Raw genomic sequence first — 16394 nt, 5'->3', positions numbered from 1 at the left:
GCCGAATTGCTTCCCCCTCGTGGTCCGGTACGGGCCACGAGGGTTTTTTTCGCCCCGTTTTATCTCTCGTTTTCAACTCTCTGGTATGGTGCGTCGCTTACACCCTTTCTGGCTGCTGAGCTGCTGCTGCTGGGCCGCGCTGCTGGCCGGGCCAGCTTCCGGCCAAACGCGCGTTCTATTCGTTGGCAACAGCTTTACGCACGGCAATGCTGCGCCGGTGCTGAACTACAACGCCGCCGGCATTATCGACGAAAACTATGGCCTGCCGCCCGGCAACCCCCGCTACCAGGTCGACCCCGCCACGCCCGGCCCCTGGGGCGGCATCCCGGGCATTTTCAAGAAGATGGCCGACCAGGCCGGCCGGGCCTACGAGGTTCACATCGAAGTAGTGAACACGGCTACGCTCACCTACCATTGCACCAACGCCCTGGCCGTGGTGCAGCAAGCCTCCTGGGACCAGGTGGTGCTTCAGGAAAGCAGCACGCAACCCCTGCCCGTGGCCCGCACCGGCCAGCCCGCCGATTTTCTGACCTATGCCACCCGCCTGGAGCAGGCCGTGCATGCCGGCAACCCCGCCGCCCGGGTCTACCTGTTCCAGACCTGGCCCCGGGCCGATATGACCTATCCCGCCGGCCAGCCCTACTCGGGCCTGCCCCTCGATACCATGATGCGCGACCTGCGCCGAGCCTACGCCTACCTCGCCGCCCACAATCCGCGCTTCGCCGCCGTGGCCCCCGTGGGCGATGCCTGGCTGCGGGCCATGCAGGCCGGCATCGCCGTGCGCGACCCCTACAACAACCCCACTGCCAGCCAGCTCAACCTGTGGAGCCCCGACCACCAGCACGCCAGCAAGTGGGGCTCGTACCTGGCCGCCTGCGTGTTGTTTGCCCAGCTCACCGGCCTCGACCCGCGCACGCTCGGCCCCGCCGAGCAGGCCGCCGTGGCCCTCGACATCCCCGGCCCCGCCGCCGTGGCCTTGCAGCAAATCGCGTTTCAGCAGGTGTTGGCGGCGGCCGGGCCGCTGCCGGTGGTGCTCACCGCGTTTGCCGCCCAGCGCCAGGCTGCCGGCGTGCAGCTGCGCTGGACCACCGCCAGCGAGCAGCAGAATGCCCGCTTCGATGTGCAGCGCAGCCCCGATGGCGCGGCCTTTGCCACCATCATCACCGTGCCGGGAGGCGGCAATTCCTCCCAGCCCCAACGCTATGCAGTGCCCGATGCCCTGGCTCCGCCGGCCGCGCTCTACTACCGCCTGCGGCAGGTGGATGTAAGCGGCTCGGCCACTTTCTCGCCGGTGGTGGCAGTGGGGCCGGCAGCGGCGGCGGTGTCGCTCTACCCCAATCCGGCCCGGGAGCTACTCTTTATCACGGGGCCGGCCGCCACGGCTTACCGCGTGCGCAACCACCTCGGCCAGCTGCTGCGGCAGGGTGCCATGCCCGGCGGGCAGGCCACCGTGGCGCTGGCCTGCCTGCCCGGCGGCCTTTATCAGCTGGAGCTGGAAACGGCCGCCGGGTGCGTGCGGCGCACGTTTGTGCGGGAATGAGGGCAGTGCGAATCACCCCAAAACGTCATGCTGAGCGCAGCCGAAGCATCTCTGCCGCAAGAGTAAACCCAATCGAATGGATTACCACTGCGGTAGAGATGCTTCGGCTGCGCTCAGCATGACGGCCTTGCTTGTTTCTTGGGTAGCAACTACGGCAGCACGAAGCGCCCCGCGTAGCTGCCGCCCGCGTTCACGAGGTGTAGCACGTAGGTGCCGGCCGCCAGCCCGGCCACCGGCACCGTGCCGCTGCCCGAGGCCGCCAGCGGATAACGCCCCAGCTGCTGCCCCATGATGGAATACAGCACCAGCTCCTCGGTGCCGGTGGCCGGGCCGGCAAAGGTGTAGTGCAGCAGGCCCAGGCCATCGGCCGGCGTGGGCACGTAGGCCTGGAGCAGGGCCGAAGCCGCGCCGGGCACCACAGCCACCACCCGCACCGGCGAGTAGCTGCTCGTGCCGTCCACGTCCACCTGCTGCAACCGGTAATACAGCTGGCTCAGGTTGGCGGGCAGCTGCTTGTCGTTGTATTGATAGGCTTGCGGCAGCGTGGTGTTGCCGTGGCCGGGCAGGTGGGCCAGGGCCATGAAAGTGAGCCCATCGGCGCTGCGTTGTACCACAAATTCCTTGTTCTGCTCCTCGGTGGCCGTGTTCCAGCGCAGCTGCACCACGCCCGGCCCCAGCGGCTCGGCCAGAAACGCCGTGAGTCGCACCGGCAGCGGCGGGGCCACTACCACAAAGCTGATGGTCAGGCCCGAGCCCTGCGTGCCGCCGCCCTGCGCCCCGTCAAAAGTCGTGGCCGTGAGGGTGTAGGTGCCGCTTACCGGCGTCCAGGCGGTATAATCCCCATTCAAATCGCTGAACAGCGCATACGGAGCCTGGTTTTCGATGCCCGACTGGGTTTGGGGGCCGGTGAGGTCGAAGGCCACGCTGCCCACTATGGCCGGCGTGGTATTGGCCCGAATGTTCAGGTTGCGGGTGGACAGTGCGCTCAGCGTGAGCGTCATGCCGGATGTCATGGTCTGGATGTCGAGGTCAGTATCAGCGTTCACCAGCGTGAAGCTCGTGATGCCGCCCACCGAGTTCACCACCGTGAAGCTGAGCGTGAGGGGCGCGCCGCCGGCCCCCGCGCCACCGGGGTCAGCAAAGGGCGTGGCCAGCAGCGAGTAGCTGCCCACGGGCGGCGACCACGGGAAATAGTCGCCCTGAAAATCGCTGAACAGCGCGTACGGCGCAAAATCCTGCGTCTCGTTGCGCGTTTGGGCCCCGGTCAGGTTCATCACCACGCTGCCCGGCAGGGGCAGGTCGGTATCGGCCCGGATGTTGAGGTTGCGGGTGGGCAGCGTGGCCAGGTCCAGCACCATGCCCGGTGTCAGGGCAAAAAGGTCGAGGTCGGTGTCGGCATTCACCAGCGTGAAGCCGGTGATGGAGGCCGCCGCCGCCGTGGCTCCGGTGCCCACCACCCAAGTGGGGAGCAGTAAGTTCGCCCAGGTAAACAGGCTGATTAACAACGATAAGTAGACCTTGACTTTCATAATTGGGAGGCGTAAAGTGGATACTTCATCGGCTCGCCCGGACGCTGGCCTTTGGGGTCAGTATCCATAGATGAGTTATAACAAATATAATATATATAATTAAATAATAAATATAAACTTTTATAGTTTGCGGTTCTGCTTATTGTAACTTTTTGAGGTGAATGGTCCGGCCAGCGACGCGTAAGCCCCGCCCTGCCCCGGCCACATCAAAGCACACGGCCCATTACCGGCCCCCGCCGGAGCTGATAATGGGCCGTGATAAACCCTTTTTTACCCATTATAAGGAAGAATTTCGCAACTGCTACGCGGTGGCAGCCGGTGCATACGCCGCCCGTCGGGAGGCCGCCGCCAGCTGCGTAGAAATCATCGGCCCCGGCTGGGCCGCCCGTGCCTGAATGAGCCGCCGTGTGGCTTGGATGCCGCCCCAGTGCTGCCACACGTAGCGGTAGGCCCGCAGTGAGGGCCGCTCCAGCAGCAGGCAGTAGAGCAGAATGCCCAGCTGCCGGGGCAGCGCCCGCAGCCACAGGCCCGGCAGCTGCCGCGCCGGCGGGTTCTTGAGCAGCAGCAGCCACTGGTTTTTCACGGCGTCGGCCTTGATGGTGCCGTTCAGGCGCAGGCGGCGGCGCAGGTCGGCAGGCCGGAACTCGCGCGGGTGCAGGGCCCGGCAGGCGGGCTCAAACACGGTGCTCCAGCCGTAGAGGCGGCCGCGCCAGGCAATGTCCCAGTCCTCCTTGTGGGCAAAAAACCGCTCGTCAAAAAACTGCCCGTCCACTCGCAAATCATCAATAAACGCACGGCGGTAGAGCGGCAGCGCGCCATCGGCCCCGTCTACCGGCCCGGCAATAAGGGGCGTTTCGGCCAACGGCTGGCCGTGGTGGCGCAGCCGGAAGCGCCCGTCGGGCAGGGCCTCCAGCCCGGTGCTGTCGATGCGCGGGGCGGCTCCCGGGTTTTGCAGCAGCAGGCCGCACACCGTGCCCGCGCCGGGGTGGGCGCGGAGCGTGGCCATGGCCCGGCCCAGGTAGTTCACGGCCATTTCAATGTCGGGGTTCACCAGCAGCACGGCTTCGGAGGCAGTGCGGTCGAGGGCGTAGTTGTGGCCGCCGCAGAAGCCGGTGTTGCGCGGCAGCGGGTGCAGGCGTACGCGGGCATCGGTGGCGGCCAGGGCGGCCACGCGGGCGCAGGTGTCATCGGCCGAGGCATTGTCCACCACCCACACCTCAAAGTCGGCATAGGTTTGGGCCAGTATCGAGCGCAGGCAGGCTTCGATGACATCAGCGCTGTTCCAGCTGACGACGGAAATCAGTACGGAAGGCATGGCGAAATTTGGGGTAGGAATTTATGCTGGTTTCCAGCTCGTGCTCCGGTCTGACCGCCCTAGGCGGTCCGACCGGTTGCGTAATAACGGCGAGGGATGTCTGAATGAGCATCGGTGGTTCTTCAACCGGTCGGACCGCCTAGGGCGGTCGGACCGGTTGCTGGCGCTACGCATTCACCGGCTGGCGCAGGGCTACTTCCACGGCCTGGCGCAGGGCTTCCAGGTCCACGGTGAGGTCGTCCTGGCGGTCGGCGGTGGCGCGCTGGGCCGAGGCCGATTCCAGGGCGCAGATGATGGGGAAGTGGGGCATGCCGAGGCGGGCGGTGAGGTCGAGGTAGTCGGGCACCACCAGGTTGCGGGGCAGCAGCTCGATGAGCGGCGTGCCCTCGGCGCAAAAAAGAATGTTGACCAGGCCCGCGCCCACCGGCCCCACCACCGCCCGCGCCCCGGAAAACAGGGCCGCTTTCTCGCGGAAGCTCAGCTCGGTGAGGGCGTAGCTCTCAAAGCCGTATTCGGCCAGCAGGGCCTCCACCTCGGCCTCGTTGCGCACGCGCCGGAAGGCGGCATCGCGCCGGCTCACGTACACCAGCGGGCTGAAGCGGGTGGCGCGGGCCGCCGTGGCTGCCAGGGGCCGGAAGGCATCCTTCATAAACGTGCCCGCCCAGGCTGGGGCGTGGCGGCCGGTGCCCCGCACCGGCGAGGTGAGCAGCAGCCGTTGGGCGCGCAGGTGGGTGGTGGTTTGCAGGTCGATAATCTGCTCGTTGCGAATGCCCAGGGCCAGCAGCGTTTCCATCACGAAGTGCTGCTCGCGGCTGTAAATCAGGAAGTAGTCGATTTCGTCCCACAGGCCGGCTTCTTCCACCAAATGCAGGCGCGGCAGCGAGTCGAGCAGCCAGTGGTAGTAGTTGCCCATGGCCGCGCCGCCGCCCGATAACAGGCTGCACACTGTGCCCGACACCTGGCCCGGTGCCCGGAAATAGCGCTGCCGGAAAATGGGGTTTTCCGCCGCCGGGGCCACCGCGAAATTGCCCGCCGAAAACTGCAGCGACACATCCCCCACCAGGTAGTTATCGGCCGCTATCACGGCCAGGGTGCCAAAATGGTCGGCGTTGATGCGGGCGTTGGGCAGCAGCAGCACGAAGGCAGCGGCCACTTCTTCCTGCTCGGCAATGCGGTCGTAGTAGGCCGGGGCCAGCGATACGAACTCATTGGGCACGGCGAGGTGGGAGGTGTAGCCGGGGTACACTTCCACGTAGTGGGCACCGCTGCCGGGCTGGTTGGCCAGGGCTCTGGCGGTGGGATGCACGCCGGTGGGGCGCAGGTGCTCGTTGTGCGGCACCAGGTCGCGCAGCAGCCGGCCGGTACGCCGTTGGGCTCGGGTAAGGAGGTCTTGCATAATCAGATAAGGTTGCTGGTGGGAGGGGGGCAGCCCGGAAACAGGTGGCCGTGCCGGGCATCAGAGCACTTGGTGCAGGCAGCTGCTGAGGGCGTTGAGGTCCACGGTGAGGTTTTCGCGCCAGCCGGCGCGGCGGGAGTTCAGGGTGCCATTGGCGGCATCGGCCACCAGGTAGCGGTGGCTCAGGCCCAGGCGGTAGCACAGCTCGGGGTATTCCACCACCGTGAAGTGCCGGGGAAACAGCTCGACCACCGGCGTGCCGGCCGGGGCAAACACCAGGTTGGCCAGGCCCGCACCGGTGGGGGCCACCACCGCCCGCGCCCCGGCAAACAGCGCCAGCTGCTGGCTAAAGCTGTAGTCGCCCAGTACATGCGTTTCGAAGCCGTAGGGCCGCAGCAGGGCCTCCACGGCGGGCTCGTTGAGGACGTGGCGGGCGGGTGCGTCGCGCCGGCTCAGGTACACGTAGGGGCTGAAGGTTTGGGGGGCGGCGGCGGCGCGCAGCTCGTCGCGCAGGAAGGCGCAGGCCCACTGCGGGGTGTGGGTGCCCGCGCCGCGCACGGGCGAGGTCACCAGCAGACGGTCGGCCACGAGGTGGCGGTGGGTGCGCAGGTCGAGCACCTGCTCGGGCCGGATGCCCAGGGCGCGGAGTGAGTCGGCCACAAAGCGCCGCCGCCCATCATACACCAGAAAATAGTCGATTTCATCCCACAAGCCCGCTTTTTTGAGCAGGTGCAGGCGCGGCAGCGAGTCAATCAGCCAGTGGTAATAGTTGCCCACGGCCGCCCCGCCGCCCGACAGCAGGCTGGCCACCGTGCCGCGCACCCGGCGCGGCTCCGAAAACCAGCGCTGGGCAAACACGTTGTTTTCCTCGGGCCGGGCTAGGTCCGAGCGCAGTGGGTCGTACTGAAACGAGGCATCGCCCACCAGCCGGTTGTCGGGGCTGATGACGGCCACGCTCAAAGCATTGTCGGCCAGCAGGCGGCCTTCGGCCAGGGCCAGCACGAAGGCGGCCGGGGCGTGCTCCACGCGGTTGGGCTTGGCGTGCAGGCCGCCGTAGTCGGTGGTGTGGGCATACAGGTCGGGCGTCACGTTCAGGTATGATACCTGCGCGGGGTACACCTCGGTGTAGCGGGCACCACTGCCGGGCCGGGCGGCCAGGGCCGGGCTGGCGGGATGCACGCCCACGGGGCGGAGGTGCTGGCGGCGGGGCAGCAGCTCGCGCAGCAGGCGGCCCGCCCGCTGCCGTCCCCGGTTCAGAATGTCAGGCATTTTCACAGCAGAAAAAGGATGAAGCGGATGGTGGTCAGCTAGGATGTGTGCTTTGAATAGGGTGTCATGCAGAGCGCAGCGAAGCATCTTTACCGCGCAAGCATATCATTTACTATCGAGGTAAAGATGCTTCGCTGCGCTCTGCATGACGTTTTTTTAGTCGCCAAGTCGACCCAGCTATTCCACGGGCACGCCCTGGGTGGCGGCCTGCCACTCGGCCGAGGCCAGCACCTGGCGCAGGCCGGCTTGCAGCGAGATGCGGTGCCGCCAGCCCAGGGCATGGATTCGGCTCACATCAAGCACCTTGCGCATGGTGCCATCGGGCCGCGAGAAGTCGAAGTGGATTTCGCCCGCGTAGCCTACCAGCTCGGCAATCAGCTCGGCCAGCTCGCGGATGGACAAGTCCTGGCCGGTGCCCACGTTCACGGGGCCGGCTTCGTCGTAGTGGTCCATCAGGAAGAGGCAGGCCTCGGCCAGGTCGTCGACGTGCAGGAACTCGCGGCGCGGGGTGCCGGTGCCCCACACGTCCACCCGGGGCAGGTCCAGCTGCACGGCTTCGGCAAACTTGCGGAGCAGGGCGGCCATTACGTGCGAGCTTTCCAAGTCGTAGTTGTCATTGGGGCCGTAGAGGTTGGTGGGCATCACCGTGATGAAATTGCAGCCGTACTGGTCGCGGTAGGCCTCGCACATCTTCACGCCCGCGATTTTGGAAATGGCGTAGGGCTCATTGGTGTGCTCCAGCGGGCCGGTGAGGATGTATTCCTCCCGGATGGGCTGCGGGGCCAGCTTGGGGTAGATGCACGACGAGCCCAGGTACAGCAGCTTGCGCACGCCGCAGCGCTGGCTTTCGTGCAGCACGTTGGCCTCAATCATGATGTTTTCATAGATGAAATCGGCCCGCAGGGTGTTGTTGGCGTGGATGCCGCCCACCTTGGCGGCGGCCAGCAGCACGTATTCGGGCCGGTTTTCGGCAAAAAAGCGGGCCACGGCGGCCTGGTTGCGCAGGTTGAGTTCGGCCGAGGTGCGGGTGATGAGGTTGGTATAGCCCCGGCGCGTGAGCTCGCGCAGCAGCGCCGAGCCCACCATGCCCCGGTGGCCCGCGATGTAGATGCTGGAATTCTTTTCCATGAGTAAAAAAGCGAAAGCGAAACGGAGAAACGGCGCGGCAGCCCGCGCCCGGGGCCGGCTACTCGTCGTGGTAGCTGAGCACGGCGTGGCCGGCTTGCAATAGCACGGTGTCGCGCCGGAACAGGGTCAGGTCGCTCTGCACCATGTCGCTCACCAGGCCGGCCAGGTCGTATTTGGGCACCCAGCCCAGCTCGGTGCGGGCCCGCGTAGGGTCGCCGATGAGCAATTCCACCTCGGTGGGGCGGAAGTAGGCCGCGTCCACGGCCACCACCTGCTGGCCGGCCCGCAGCTGGAAGTCGGGGTTGTGGCAGGCCACCACGTAGCCCACTTCGGCCACGCCTTCGCCCGCAAAATCCACTTCAATGCCCAATTCGGCAAAGGCCAGCCGCACAAACTCGCGCACCCGGGTGGTCACGCCGGTGGCAATGACGTAGTCGCGCGGCTCGTCCTGCTGCAGCATGCGCCACATGGCTTCCACGTAGTCCTTGGCGTGGCCCCAGTCGCGCTTGGCGTCCATGTTGCCGAGGTACAGCCGGTCCTGCAAACCCAGCGCAATGCGGACCACGGCCCGCGTAATCTTGCGCGTGACGAAGGTTTCGCCCCGGCGCGGGCTTTCGTGGTTGAACAGGATGCCGTTGCAGGCATACATGCCGTAGGCTTCGCGGTAGTTCACCGTAATCCAGTAGGCGTAGAGCTTGGCCACGGCGTAGGGCGAGCGGGGGTAAAATGGCGTGCTTTCGCGCTGCGGCACCTCCTGCACCAGCCCGTACAGTTCCGAGGTGCTGGCCTGGTAAAGCCGGGTTTTCTTGCCCAGACCCAGAATGCGGATGGCTTCCAGCAGGCGCAGCGTGCCCAGGCCGTCCACATCGGCCGCGTACTCGGGCGTGTCGAACGAAACCTTGACGTGCGACATGGCCCCGAGGTTGTAAATCTCGTCGGGCTGCACTTCCTGCACGATTCTAATCAGGTTGGTGGCATCGGACAGGTCGCCGTAGTGCAGCTTAAAGCGCACGTCTTTTTCGTGCAAATCCTGATACAAGTGGTCGATGCGGTCGGTGTTGAACATCGACGAGCGGCGCTTGATGCCGTGTACTTCGTATCCTTTAGCCAGCAGCAGCTCAGCGAGGTAGGCCCCGTCCTGGCCCGTAATTCCAGTAATTAATGCGCATTTCATAAGCAGCGATGAAAATGAGGTAAAAGATGGCGTGCGGATACCCCCGGATAGCGGAGGTGATAGCAAGATAGTAAATTATATTAAGATTCATATATTAAGAATCAACTTAAATGTTTTTCCGACAAAAAAACCCGGTTATACTACAGTGGAGCTTTTGTAGCAACCTAATTGCCCGCGCCGGTCCGACCGCCCTAGGCAGTCCGACCGGTTGCCGCAAGCCCGTTTTAGTGCGCAACGCCAACTGGCCATAACAACGACAACCGGTCGGACCGCCTAGGGCGGTCGGACCGGCGCGGGCCAACCCCAAAACCAAAAAAGCCTGGCCGCAGGGGCCAGGCTTTTGAGCCGGTGCGCGTCGCGCAATGAAGAAGAGCCGACTAGGGCAGCTGCGTGGCCTGCTTCCAGAGCTCGATGCCCGAGATATTGGCTGTGCCGCCGCTGGTGGCAATGTTCACCGTGCCATCGGTCACGTTGGCCGTGAAGGGGCCGAGGCGGTCCCAGTGGCCGGCCGAGCCGCTGTTGTAGTTGCTCAGCACGGTTTTGCCTTCGAGGGAGATGGTGAAGTTTTCCGAGTTGTTATCTTCCCACACATACAGGAATACGCTGTAGGTGCCGCTGGCTACGCCGCCCAGGGCCACGCCGGTGCTGTTGCCATACATCGAGGCGCGAATCATGCTGGCGCGGGTGGCGTCGGTGGCGGGCGTCAGGGTCACGTTCTGGTTGGCGAAGGTGCTGAGGCCGGTCGTCTTGAAGTTGGTGGCGCTGGCGCTAGCGGCCCAGCTATTGCCATCGAGGGTGATGGCCTTGCCGCCCAGGTTCACGGCCCGCACGAAGGTGGGCGCGGTGGTAGCGGGCGGTGTGGTGGTGGGCGGCGTAGTGGTAGCCGCCGTTACGGTCACATTAGCTGCGGCCGAAGTCGTGGCCGCGCCGGCGTTGTTGGTAGCGCGGGCCGTGAGGCTGAGCGTGCCAGCGGCGGTAGGTGAGTAGCTGAAGGCGTAAGGAGCCGTCAGGTCTTCACCAAGCTTGGTGGTGCCGTTGAAGAACTCCACTTTGGTGATGGTGCCGTTGGCGGCGGCGGCCGAGGCCGTCAGGTTCAGGGCCGCGCCCACGGTGCCGGTGCTCGGCGCGCTCAGGCTAACGGTGGGGGCGCTGGGCGCGGTCGGCGTCGTAGGCGTAGTTGGAGTCGTGGGCGTGGTAGTGCCCGAGGTCTGCTTCCAGATTTCGATGCCCGACAGGTTGTTGTTGTTGCTGCTCGACGTGCCGATGTTGATGGTACCGTCGGTTACGGCTGCCGTGAAGGGGCCGAGGCGGTCCCAATGGCCGGCCGAGCCGCTGCTGTAGTTCGACTGCACGGTCTGGCCTTCAAGGCTGATGTCCAGGGTCACGGGGTTGTTATCTTCCCACATGTAGAGGTACACGCTGTAGGTGCCGCTGGCCACGCCGCTCACGGCCGCGCTGATGTTGGGGTCATACACCGAGGCGCGAATCATGGCTGCACGGGCGGCGTCGGTAGCCGGGTTCAGCGTTACGCCCTGGTTGGCGAAGGGCGAGCCGTTGATTTGGAAGTTGGCGGCGCTGTTGCCGTCTTCAAAACTCAGGCCGTCGACGGTGGTAGCCGTGCCGCCTACGTTAATGGCCCGCACGAAGGTGGCGTTGGCCGGCGTAGTGCCGGTACCGGGGGCCGTGGTGGGCGGCGTGGTGGTGGTAGCGGCCGTCACGGTTACCGAAGAAACAGCCGTTGAAGTAGCAGCAGCCGCGTTGTTAGTAGCGCGGGCCGTGAGGCTGAGCGTGCCGGCAGCGGTAGGCGAGTAGCTGAAGGCGTAAGGAGCCGTCAGGTCTTCGCCGAGCTTGGTAGCCCCGTTGAAGAACTCCACTTTGGTGATGGTGCCGTTGGCGGCGGCGGCGGTGGCCGTCAGGTTCAGGGCCGTGCCCACGGTGCCGGTGCTCGGCGCGCTCAGGCTAACGGTGGGGGCGCTGGGCGCGGTCGGCGTCGTAGGCGTGGTGGTGCCGCCGCCGCCGCTGGTGCCGCCGGCTCCCAGCGTGATGCCGTTCTGCGACAGTTTCTGCTGCCAGAAGGTCCATTCGGCCTGCTCATCGCCCAAGGTCAGCGGGCGGTCGGCAATGTGCGTGATGCTCGTGCAGGTGGGGCAAGCACCGGGGCTGGTGTCCTGGCGGTTGGTGTAGGGCGTGTTGCCACCCTGGAAGAAGAAACCAATGAAGTTATTGGTCATGTCGTTGTTGAAGAACACCGAACCCGACTGCTGGTAGGCGTTCCAGAGGCCGGCGGCGGCGTAGCCGGCGGGCATCTTGGAGCCATCGGGCAGCAGGCCGCTGGTCACCATGCGGTTGTTGTAGTAGTGGTTGTCGTGGCCCGAGGCGATGTTCATGGCCGCGCAGGTGCTCACCAACTGGTTGTTGTAGCCATTGATAAAGGCCGTAGCGCCGCTGGCCGACTGGGCGTCGCCGTCAATCGTGATGCCCGAGCCCGTGTAGTTCGACCCCGTGGCGGGGTAGGGGTAGGCACCCTGCACGTAGTTATCGTGCAGCTTCAGCGGGCTGCCCGAGGTGCCCGAGGAGTTATAGAAGTTGATGTTGTCCTCCACCAGCGACTGGTTGGGCTCGTTCAGCACCTCGTTCCAGGCAATCTCGGCCCCGGCCAGGCCGAGTGCGCCGTTCATGCCCAGGAAGTTGCAATAGGTGCCGCCGCCGTTGCGGTAGCGGCCGTCCAGATTTTTTGACTGGTTGTAGCGGATGGTCAGCGTCTGCGAGGCCGTGCCGTTGCCGCCCCACAGGTAAATGTCGATGCCCGTGGTGTGCTCGAAGTAGTTGTGCTCAATGACCACCGACTTGCCCGAGTTCACCTCGATAAAGCGGCCGTGGCGGGTGTTGTCGGCGCTTTGGGACAGGCCGTAGCCCTTGTTGTTGCGGATAATGAGGCTGCTGCCGCCGTTCTTGGCGTCAATTAAATCGCCGGCACCGGCCAGCACGCAGTTCTCGATAACAACCGGTTGCGTGGTTTGAATCGTGATAACCGGCACATTAGAATCGGTGCTGCGGTAGTTGCCAGTATAGGTGCCGCCCTGCGTAATAGTGAGCGGACCGGAATAGCTAACGCTAGGTGCTTGCGCCATTGCCGGGTTCAGGCCCGTTGCTACCGTGAGGAAACAACCGATGGCCGCAGAAAGAATACCGGTGAGAGGACGCGTTACAGGAGAAAGAGCGGAGGTGTGCTTGAGATTTTTTTGCATTCTTACAAAACTTGAAACGAAAAAAATGATTGGCATTGGCCCCTTCAACCCAGCCAAAAATCTATTTGTTCCAAGCCCTCTGATACAATTCGTTATATATCATAAAATGCAATTTAGAATTGCTCGTTAGTACGAATGTGCCTTCGGAATACGTTTTCCGGATTGATAATGGCGCTATGGTAAGCTGCGGGTGGCCAGGCAAACTTCATCAAAGTAGCCTCTGTAAAGCCCATTTAAACATAATGAATGGGTCTTGTCTGCTTCCGGGCGGCTTTGGACCGAACTGCCAGGCTCGGCTGCTTAACTAGCTGTAAAATGTTCCTAATGCTTTTGTAACCGCTATATATATTTAATTAAACTAAATATTTGAGCCGAATAAAATTTGCAATACTTTGTAAAATGCAATATGGCCTAAATCATTATATTAAATATATGCAATATTTATATCTAAACTGAAGGCGGGTAATTCCCGGCACCAATTGAATTAATTTGAGATACGATATCAGGTTTAATTTGTCCTGAATGAGGTCATAATGCTCCGCATGGCTCCGCTATCGGCTTTGGGAGGCTGCTGGAGGCGCATTTGGGGCCGGGCCGGGGCCGAAGCGGGCCCTACGTGCAGGTGCTGCATCCGCAGCTTGTGCTGCCACAGGTTCCATTCGTCCTGCTCGGTTTGCCGCGTGATGGGGTTGGGCAGGTGCGTGGTGCCGGTGCAGGTGGGGCACGCGCCGGTGCTCAGGTCCTGGCGGTTGGGCAGGGGCGTGGTGCCACCCCAATGCACGAAGCCCACTACGTTATGGCTCACCTGGTTGTGGAAAAACACGGTGGGCGGCTGCTTGTAGGCATTCCAGACGCCAATGCCGGCGTAGTTGGCTACCAGGCGGGAGCCATCGGGCAGCAGGCCGCTGGTCACGATGCGGTTGTCGTGAAAGTGGTTGTCGTGGCCCGAGGCGATGTTCAGGGCGGCGCAGGTGCTTACCAGCTGGTTATCGTAGCCCTCCACCCAGGCGGTGGTGGTGATGGGCGCGCGGCCGGTGCCGTCCAGCGTGATGCCCGAGCCGGCGTAGGTGGCGCTGGTGGCCGGCACGGGGTACGCGCCTTGGATGTAGTTGTCGTGCAGGCGGGCCGGGCTGGTGCGGGTGCCGCCCGAGTTGAAGAAGTTGATGTTGTCCTCGACCAGCGACTGGTTGGGCTCGTTGATGACCTGGTTCCAGGCCACTTCGATGTTGGCCAGGTTGGGCAGGCCGTTCAGGCCCAGGAAATTGACGGGCGTGCTGCCGCCGTTGCGGTAGCGGCCGTCCAGGTTGCGGGCCGAGTTGTAGCGCACGGTGAGCGTTTGGGCGGGGGTGCCGTCGCCGCTCCACTCGTAGATGCTGATGCCGCTGGTGTGCTCCATGTAGTTGTGCTCCAGGCGCACGGAACGGGCCGAGTTTGCTTCCAGAAAGTGCCCGTGGCGGATATTGTCGAGGCTTTGGGCTAGGCCGTAGCCCTGGCAGTTCACGATGTTGAGCTGCGCCCCGCCCCGGGTGGCCTCAATCAGGTTGCCGGCCCCGGCCAGCACGCAGCCGCTGAGCGTGACCGGCTCGGTGGTCTGGATGCTGACGCAGGGCAGGCTGGAATCGGTGCTGCCGAAAGTGCCCGTGTAGGTACCGCCGTGGTGAATAATGAGCTGCGCCGGGCCGCTGGGGTGCCGCCCGCAGCCCGCCGGCAGGCCCGCGCCGGCCAGGGCCACCAGCACGAAGGCGCGGGCCGCCGGGCGCGGCCAGGAAGTGGGCGGCCTCATGCCAGGGCCACTTTTTCCGATTCCCAGCGCACGGTTTCCTGGTCTTCAAACACCACGAACTGCTCCAACGACTCCACGGGGTGGTCGGGGCCGTGTAGGTGGCAGAGCGGCACGCGGCCATAAAAGGACGCCCACATGGAGTAGGTACTCAGCGGGCCGATGATGTAGTCGCAGCCGGCCATGGCATACAGGTCTTCCAGCGGGTGGTCGGTGGAGCGGCCGGTGTCGAATTCGGCGAAGTCCTCGGCCGGAATGGGCTCGTTGGAAAACAGCAGGAAGCGCACCCGCGCATCGGCGGGGAACAGGGCGCGCATTTCGCGCATGGCGCGCACGTAGGTGGCGTTGGCGTACAGGTAGGCCCCGCCGTACCAGCCGGCGTAGTCGCCCCGCCGGATGTGTACGCCCACCAGCACGTCGGCGTGGGCGCGGTTGGTGGCCAGCACCTGGGCCACGGCATCGCGGTGCGGCTTGATGGGCCGGAAGAAACGCCGCAACAGGTCGCTGTGCCGGGCAAAGTTGGGCTTGTCGCGGTACTGCCAGCCGTGTACTATCAGGTGGCGTGGGCCGTGGGCCTGGGCCAGGTAGTCGGGGCTGTTGAGGTCGACATCGCCGGTGGGCACGTCGCCCACGAGGCGCACGCCCAGCAGGCGCGTCAGCCACGGCAGGCGCAGGAGCACGGGCGGCCCCACGCGCCATTGCAGCACGCGGTGGAGCACATCGGGCACGGGCTGGCCGGGGTAGAGGCGCACCGGCAGGCGGCCGAAAAAGCTGGCGCGCTGGCCCACGGTGCCTTCAAAATAAGCCGCGTAGTTTTCGAAAACCGGAATGGCCAGCTCGTAGTCGTGTTCCACGGCATTAACCAGAAAGTGCGAAGTGAGCAGCAGGCAGTTGCCGAAGCCGTTGGGGTCCTGGGTAAGAATTACCATAGCGTTAGGAAGGGATTGGGGGTGATGTGAAGCGGGAGACAGCAGGTAGGTTTTCAGTATTGGTGCAGTAATAACCGCAGTTGCTTCGGTCCGACCGCCCTAGACGGTCCGACCGGTTTCTGGAAGGACGAAATCGTTGTTGCTTCAACCGGTCGGACCGCCTAGGGCGGTCGGACCGGCAAGTCCGACGCGCATATTGCTGCGCTCAGCATGACGTTTTTGCCTGCCAAGAGCTAGTGCATAAAATACCCCGCCAGCCGCCTAGCGTAGCCATTCAGCAGGAAGTAGGGCAGGTAGGGGCGGGGGCAGTTTTTGAGGGAGAAGTGCGTGAAGTTGCGCAGGTTGCCACCGCCCCGAATCCCGAACAAATGCTGCAGATACCCGCGCAGGGTGCGCTGGCGGCGGGTTTGCTCCTGGCCGCTTTCGTCGGGGTAGGTGCTGAGGCGGGCGTCGTAGTTGCAAAATACCGGGAAGCCGTGGCGGCGGGCCACGCTGGTGTAGTCGAAATCGGCGAGGTAGTGCGGCAGGCGCTTTTCATCAAACAAGCCAATGGCTTCAATCACGGCCAGCGGGATGAGCAGGCCCCGGCCCGGCAGGTACGTGACGGGGTGCAGGCCGTGGCGCTCGGCGGGCGCAAGCTCGGTGAGCAGGTCGTGGCGGGTGTTGGTGCTCCAGTCCAGGCGCTCGCCGCCGTACACGGGCTCGCCGGTGGCCGCGTCCAGTTCCAGCGCGCCCAGCACGGCGGTGGGGTGCTGGTCGGCGTAGGCCAGCATTTGCTGGATGAAATCGGGCAGGGCCAGCACGTCGTTGTTCATCGTGAGCACGCGGGTGGCCCCCAGGGCCAGGGCGCGGCGGATGCCGGCATTCACGCCGGCCGTCCAGTAGAGGTTGCCGTCGCCGGTCACCACTTCCATTTCCGGAAACTCGGTGGCCAAAGCGTCGGCTGTGCCGTCGGTGGAGCCGTCGTCGACGACGATAACGCGAAAATCGGCGCGGGTTTGCTGTCGGAGCGAAACCAGGCAGGCCCGGGTGTAGGGCAGGCGGTTGAAGACGGGGATAACAACGTAAAGCATGGCACAGCTTGCA

At 64.5% G+C, this 16394-nt stretch carries 11 protein-coding genes; 1 reads left to right on the top strand and 10 read right to left on the bottom strand.

All coding sequences use genetic code 11. The annotated features are described in order from the left end of the window. Positions 1-85: 85 nt before the first annotated feature. On the top strand, positions 86-1540 hold the full coding sequence (locus tag ACVWYF_RS11895; protein ID WP_457068139.1) for a DUF4886 domain-containing protein: 1455 nt from the start codon (positions 86-88) through the stop codon (positions 1538-1540). A gap of 149 nt (positions 1541-1689) precedes the next feature. Here ACVWYF_RS11895 and ACVWYF_RS11890 read toward each other — a convergent pair whose 3' ends face one another. From ACVWYF_RS11890 to ACVWYF_RS11845, 10 genes are all read right to left on the bottom strand, one after another. Further along, entirely contained in the window at positions 1690-3069 is a 1380-nt protein-coding gene (locus tag ACVWYF_RS11890) for a hypothetical protein (protein WP_457068137.1), read from the bottom strand. 301 nt (positions 3070-3370) lie between these two features. Then, positions 3371-4384 (bottom strand): glycosyltransferase family 2 protein, encoded by a 1014-nt coding sequence (locus ACVWYF_RS11885; RefSeq protein WP_457068135.1) that lies wholly within the window; start codon positions 4382-4384, stop codon positions 3371-3373. Between the two features lie 166 nt (positions 4385-4550). Further along, positions 4551-5780: a glycosyltransferase family 61 protein gene (locus ACVWYF_RS11880; RefSeq protein ID WP_457068133.1), complete on the bottom strand. Its 1230-nt coding sequence runs from the start codon at positions 5778-5780 to the stop codon at positions 4551-4553. Positions 5781-5840: 60 nt separating this feature from the next. Beyond that, positions 5841-7049, bottom strand: coding sequence for a glycosyltransferase family 61 protein (locus ACVWYF_RS11875; protein WP_457068131.1), 1209 nt, complete (start codon positions 7047-7049; stop codon positions 5841-5843). Positions 7050-7226: 177 nt separating this feature from the next. Further along, complete coding sequence (locus tag ACVWYF_RS11870; protein ID WP_457068129.1) at positions 7227-8177, bottom strand: GDP-L-fucose synthase family protein; 951 nt, start codon at positions 8175-8177, stop codon at positions 7227-7229. Between the two features lie 58 nt (positions 8178-8235). Further along, on the bottom strand, positions 8236-9351 hold the full coding sequence (gmd, locus tag ACVWYF_RS11865) for a GDP-mannose 4,6-dehydratase (RefSeq protein WP_457068127.1): 1116 nt from the start codon (positions 9349-9351) through the stop codon (positions 8236-8238). 377 nt (positions 9352-9728) lie between these two features. Then, on the bottom strand, positions 9729-12599 hold the full coding sequence (locus tag ACVWYF_RS11860) for an Ig-like domain-containing protein (protein ID WP_457068124.1): 2871 nt from the start codon (positions 12597-12599) through the stop codon (positions 9729-9731). Positions 12600-13107: 508 nt separating this feature from the next. Continuing rightward, the gene (locus tag ACVWYF_RS11855) at positions 13108-14382 is read right to left on the bottom strand and encodes a hypothetical protein (RefSeq protein WP_457068122.1); all 1275 of its coding nucleotides are present in this window, start codon (positions 14380-14382) and stop codon (positions 13108-13110) included. Beyond that, entirely contained in the window at positions 14379-15308 is a 930-nt protein-coding gene (locus tag ACVWYF_RS11850; protein ID WP_457068120.1) for an alpha-1,2-fucosyltransferase, read from the bottom strand. The genes ACVWYF_RS11855 and ACVWYF_RS11850 overlap by 4 nt, the downstream gene beginning before the upstream one ends. Before the next feature lie 233 nt (positions 15309-15541). Continuing rightward, a complete protein-coding gene (locus tag ACVWYF_RS11845) occupies positions 15542-16381 on the bottom strand; it encodes a glycosyltransferase family 2 protein (RefSeq protein WP_457068117.1) in 840 nt (279 codons plus the stop codon). Between the last annotated feature and the right edge of the window lie 13 nt (positions 16382-16394).

The sequence above is a fragment of the Hymenobacter sp. UYAg731 genome, from assembly GCF_054061335.1.
The sequence above is the reverse complement of the archived record's forward strand: the minus strand, read 5'-3'. Positions and strand labels throughout refer to the sequence as shown.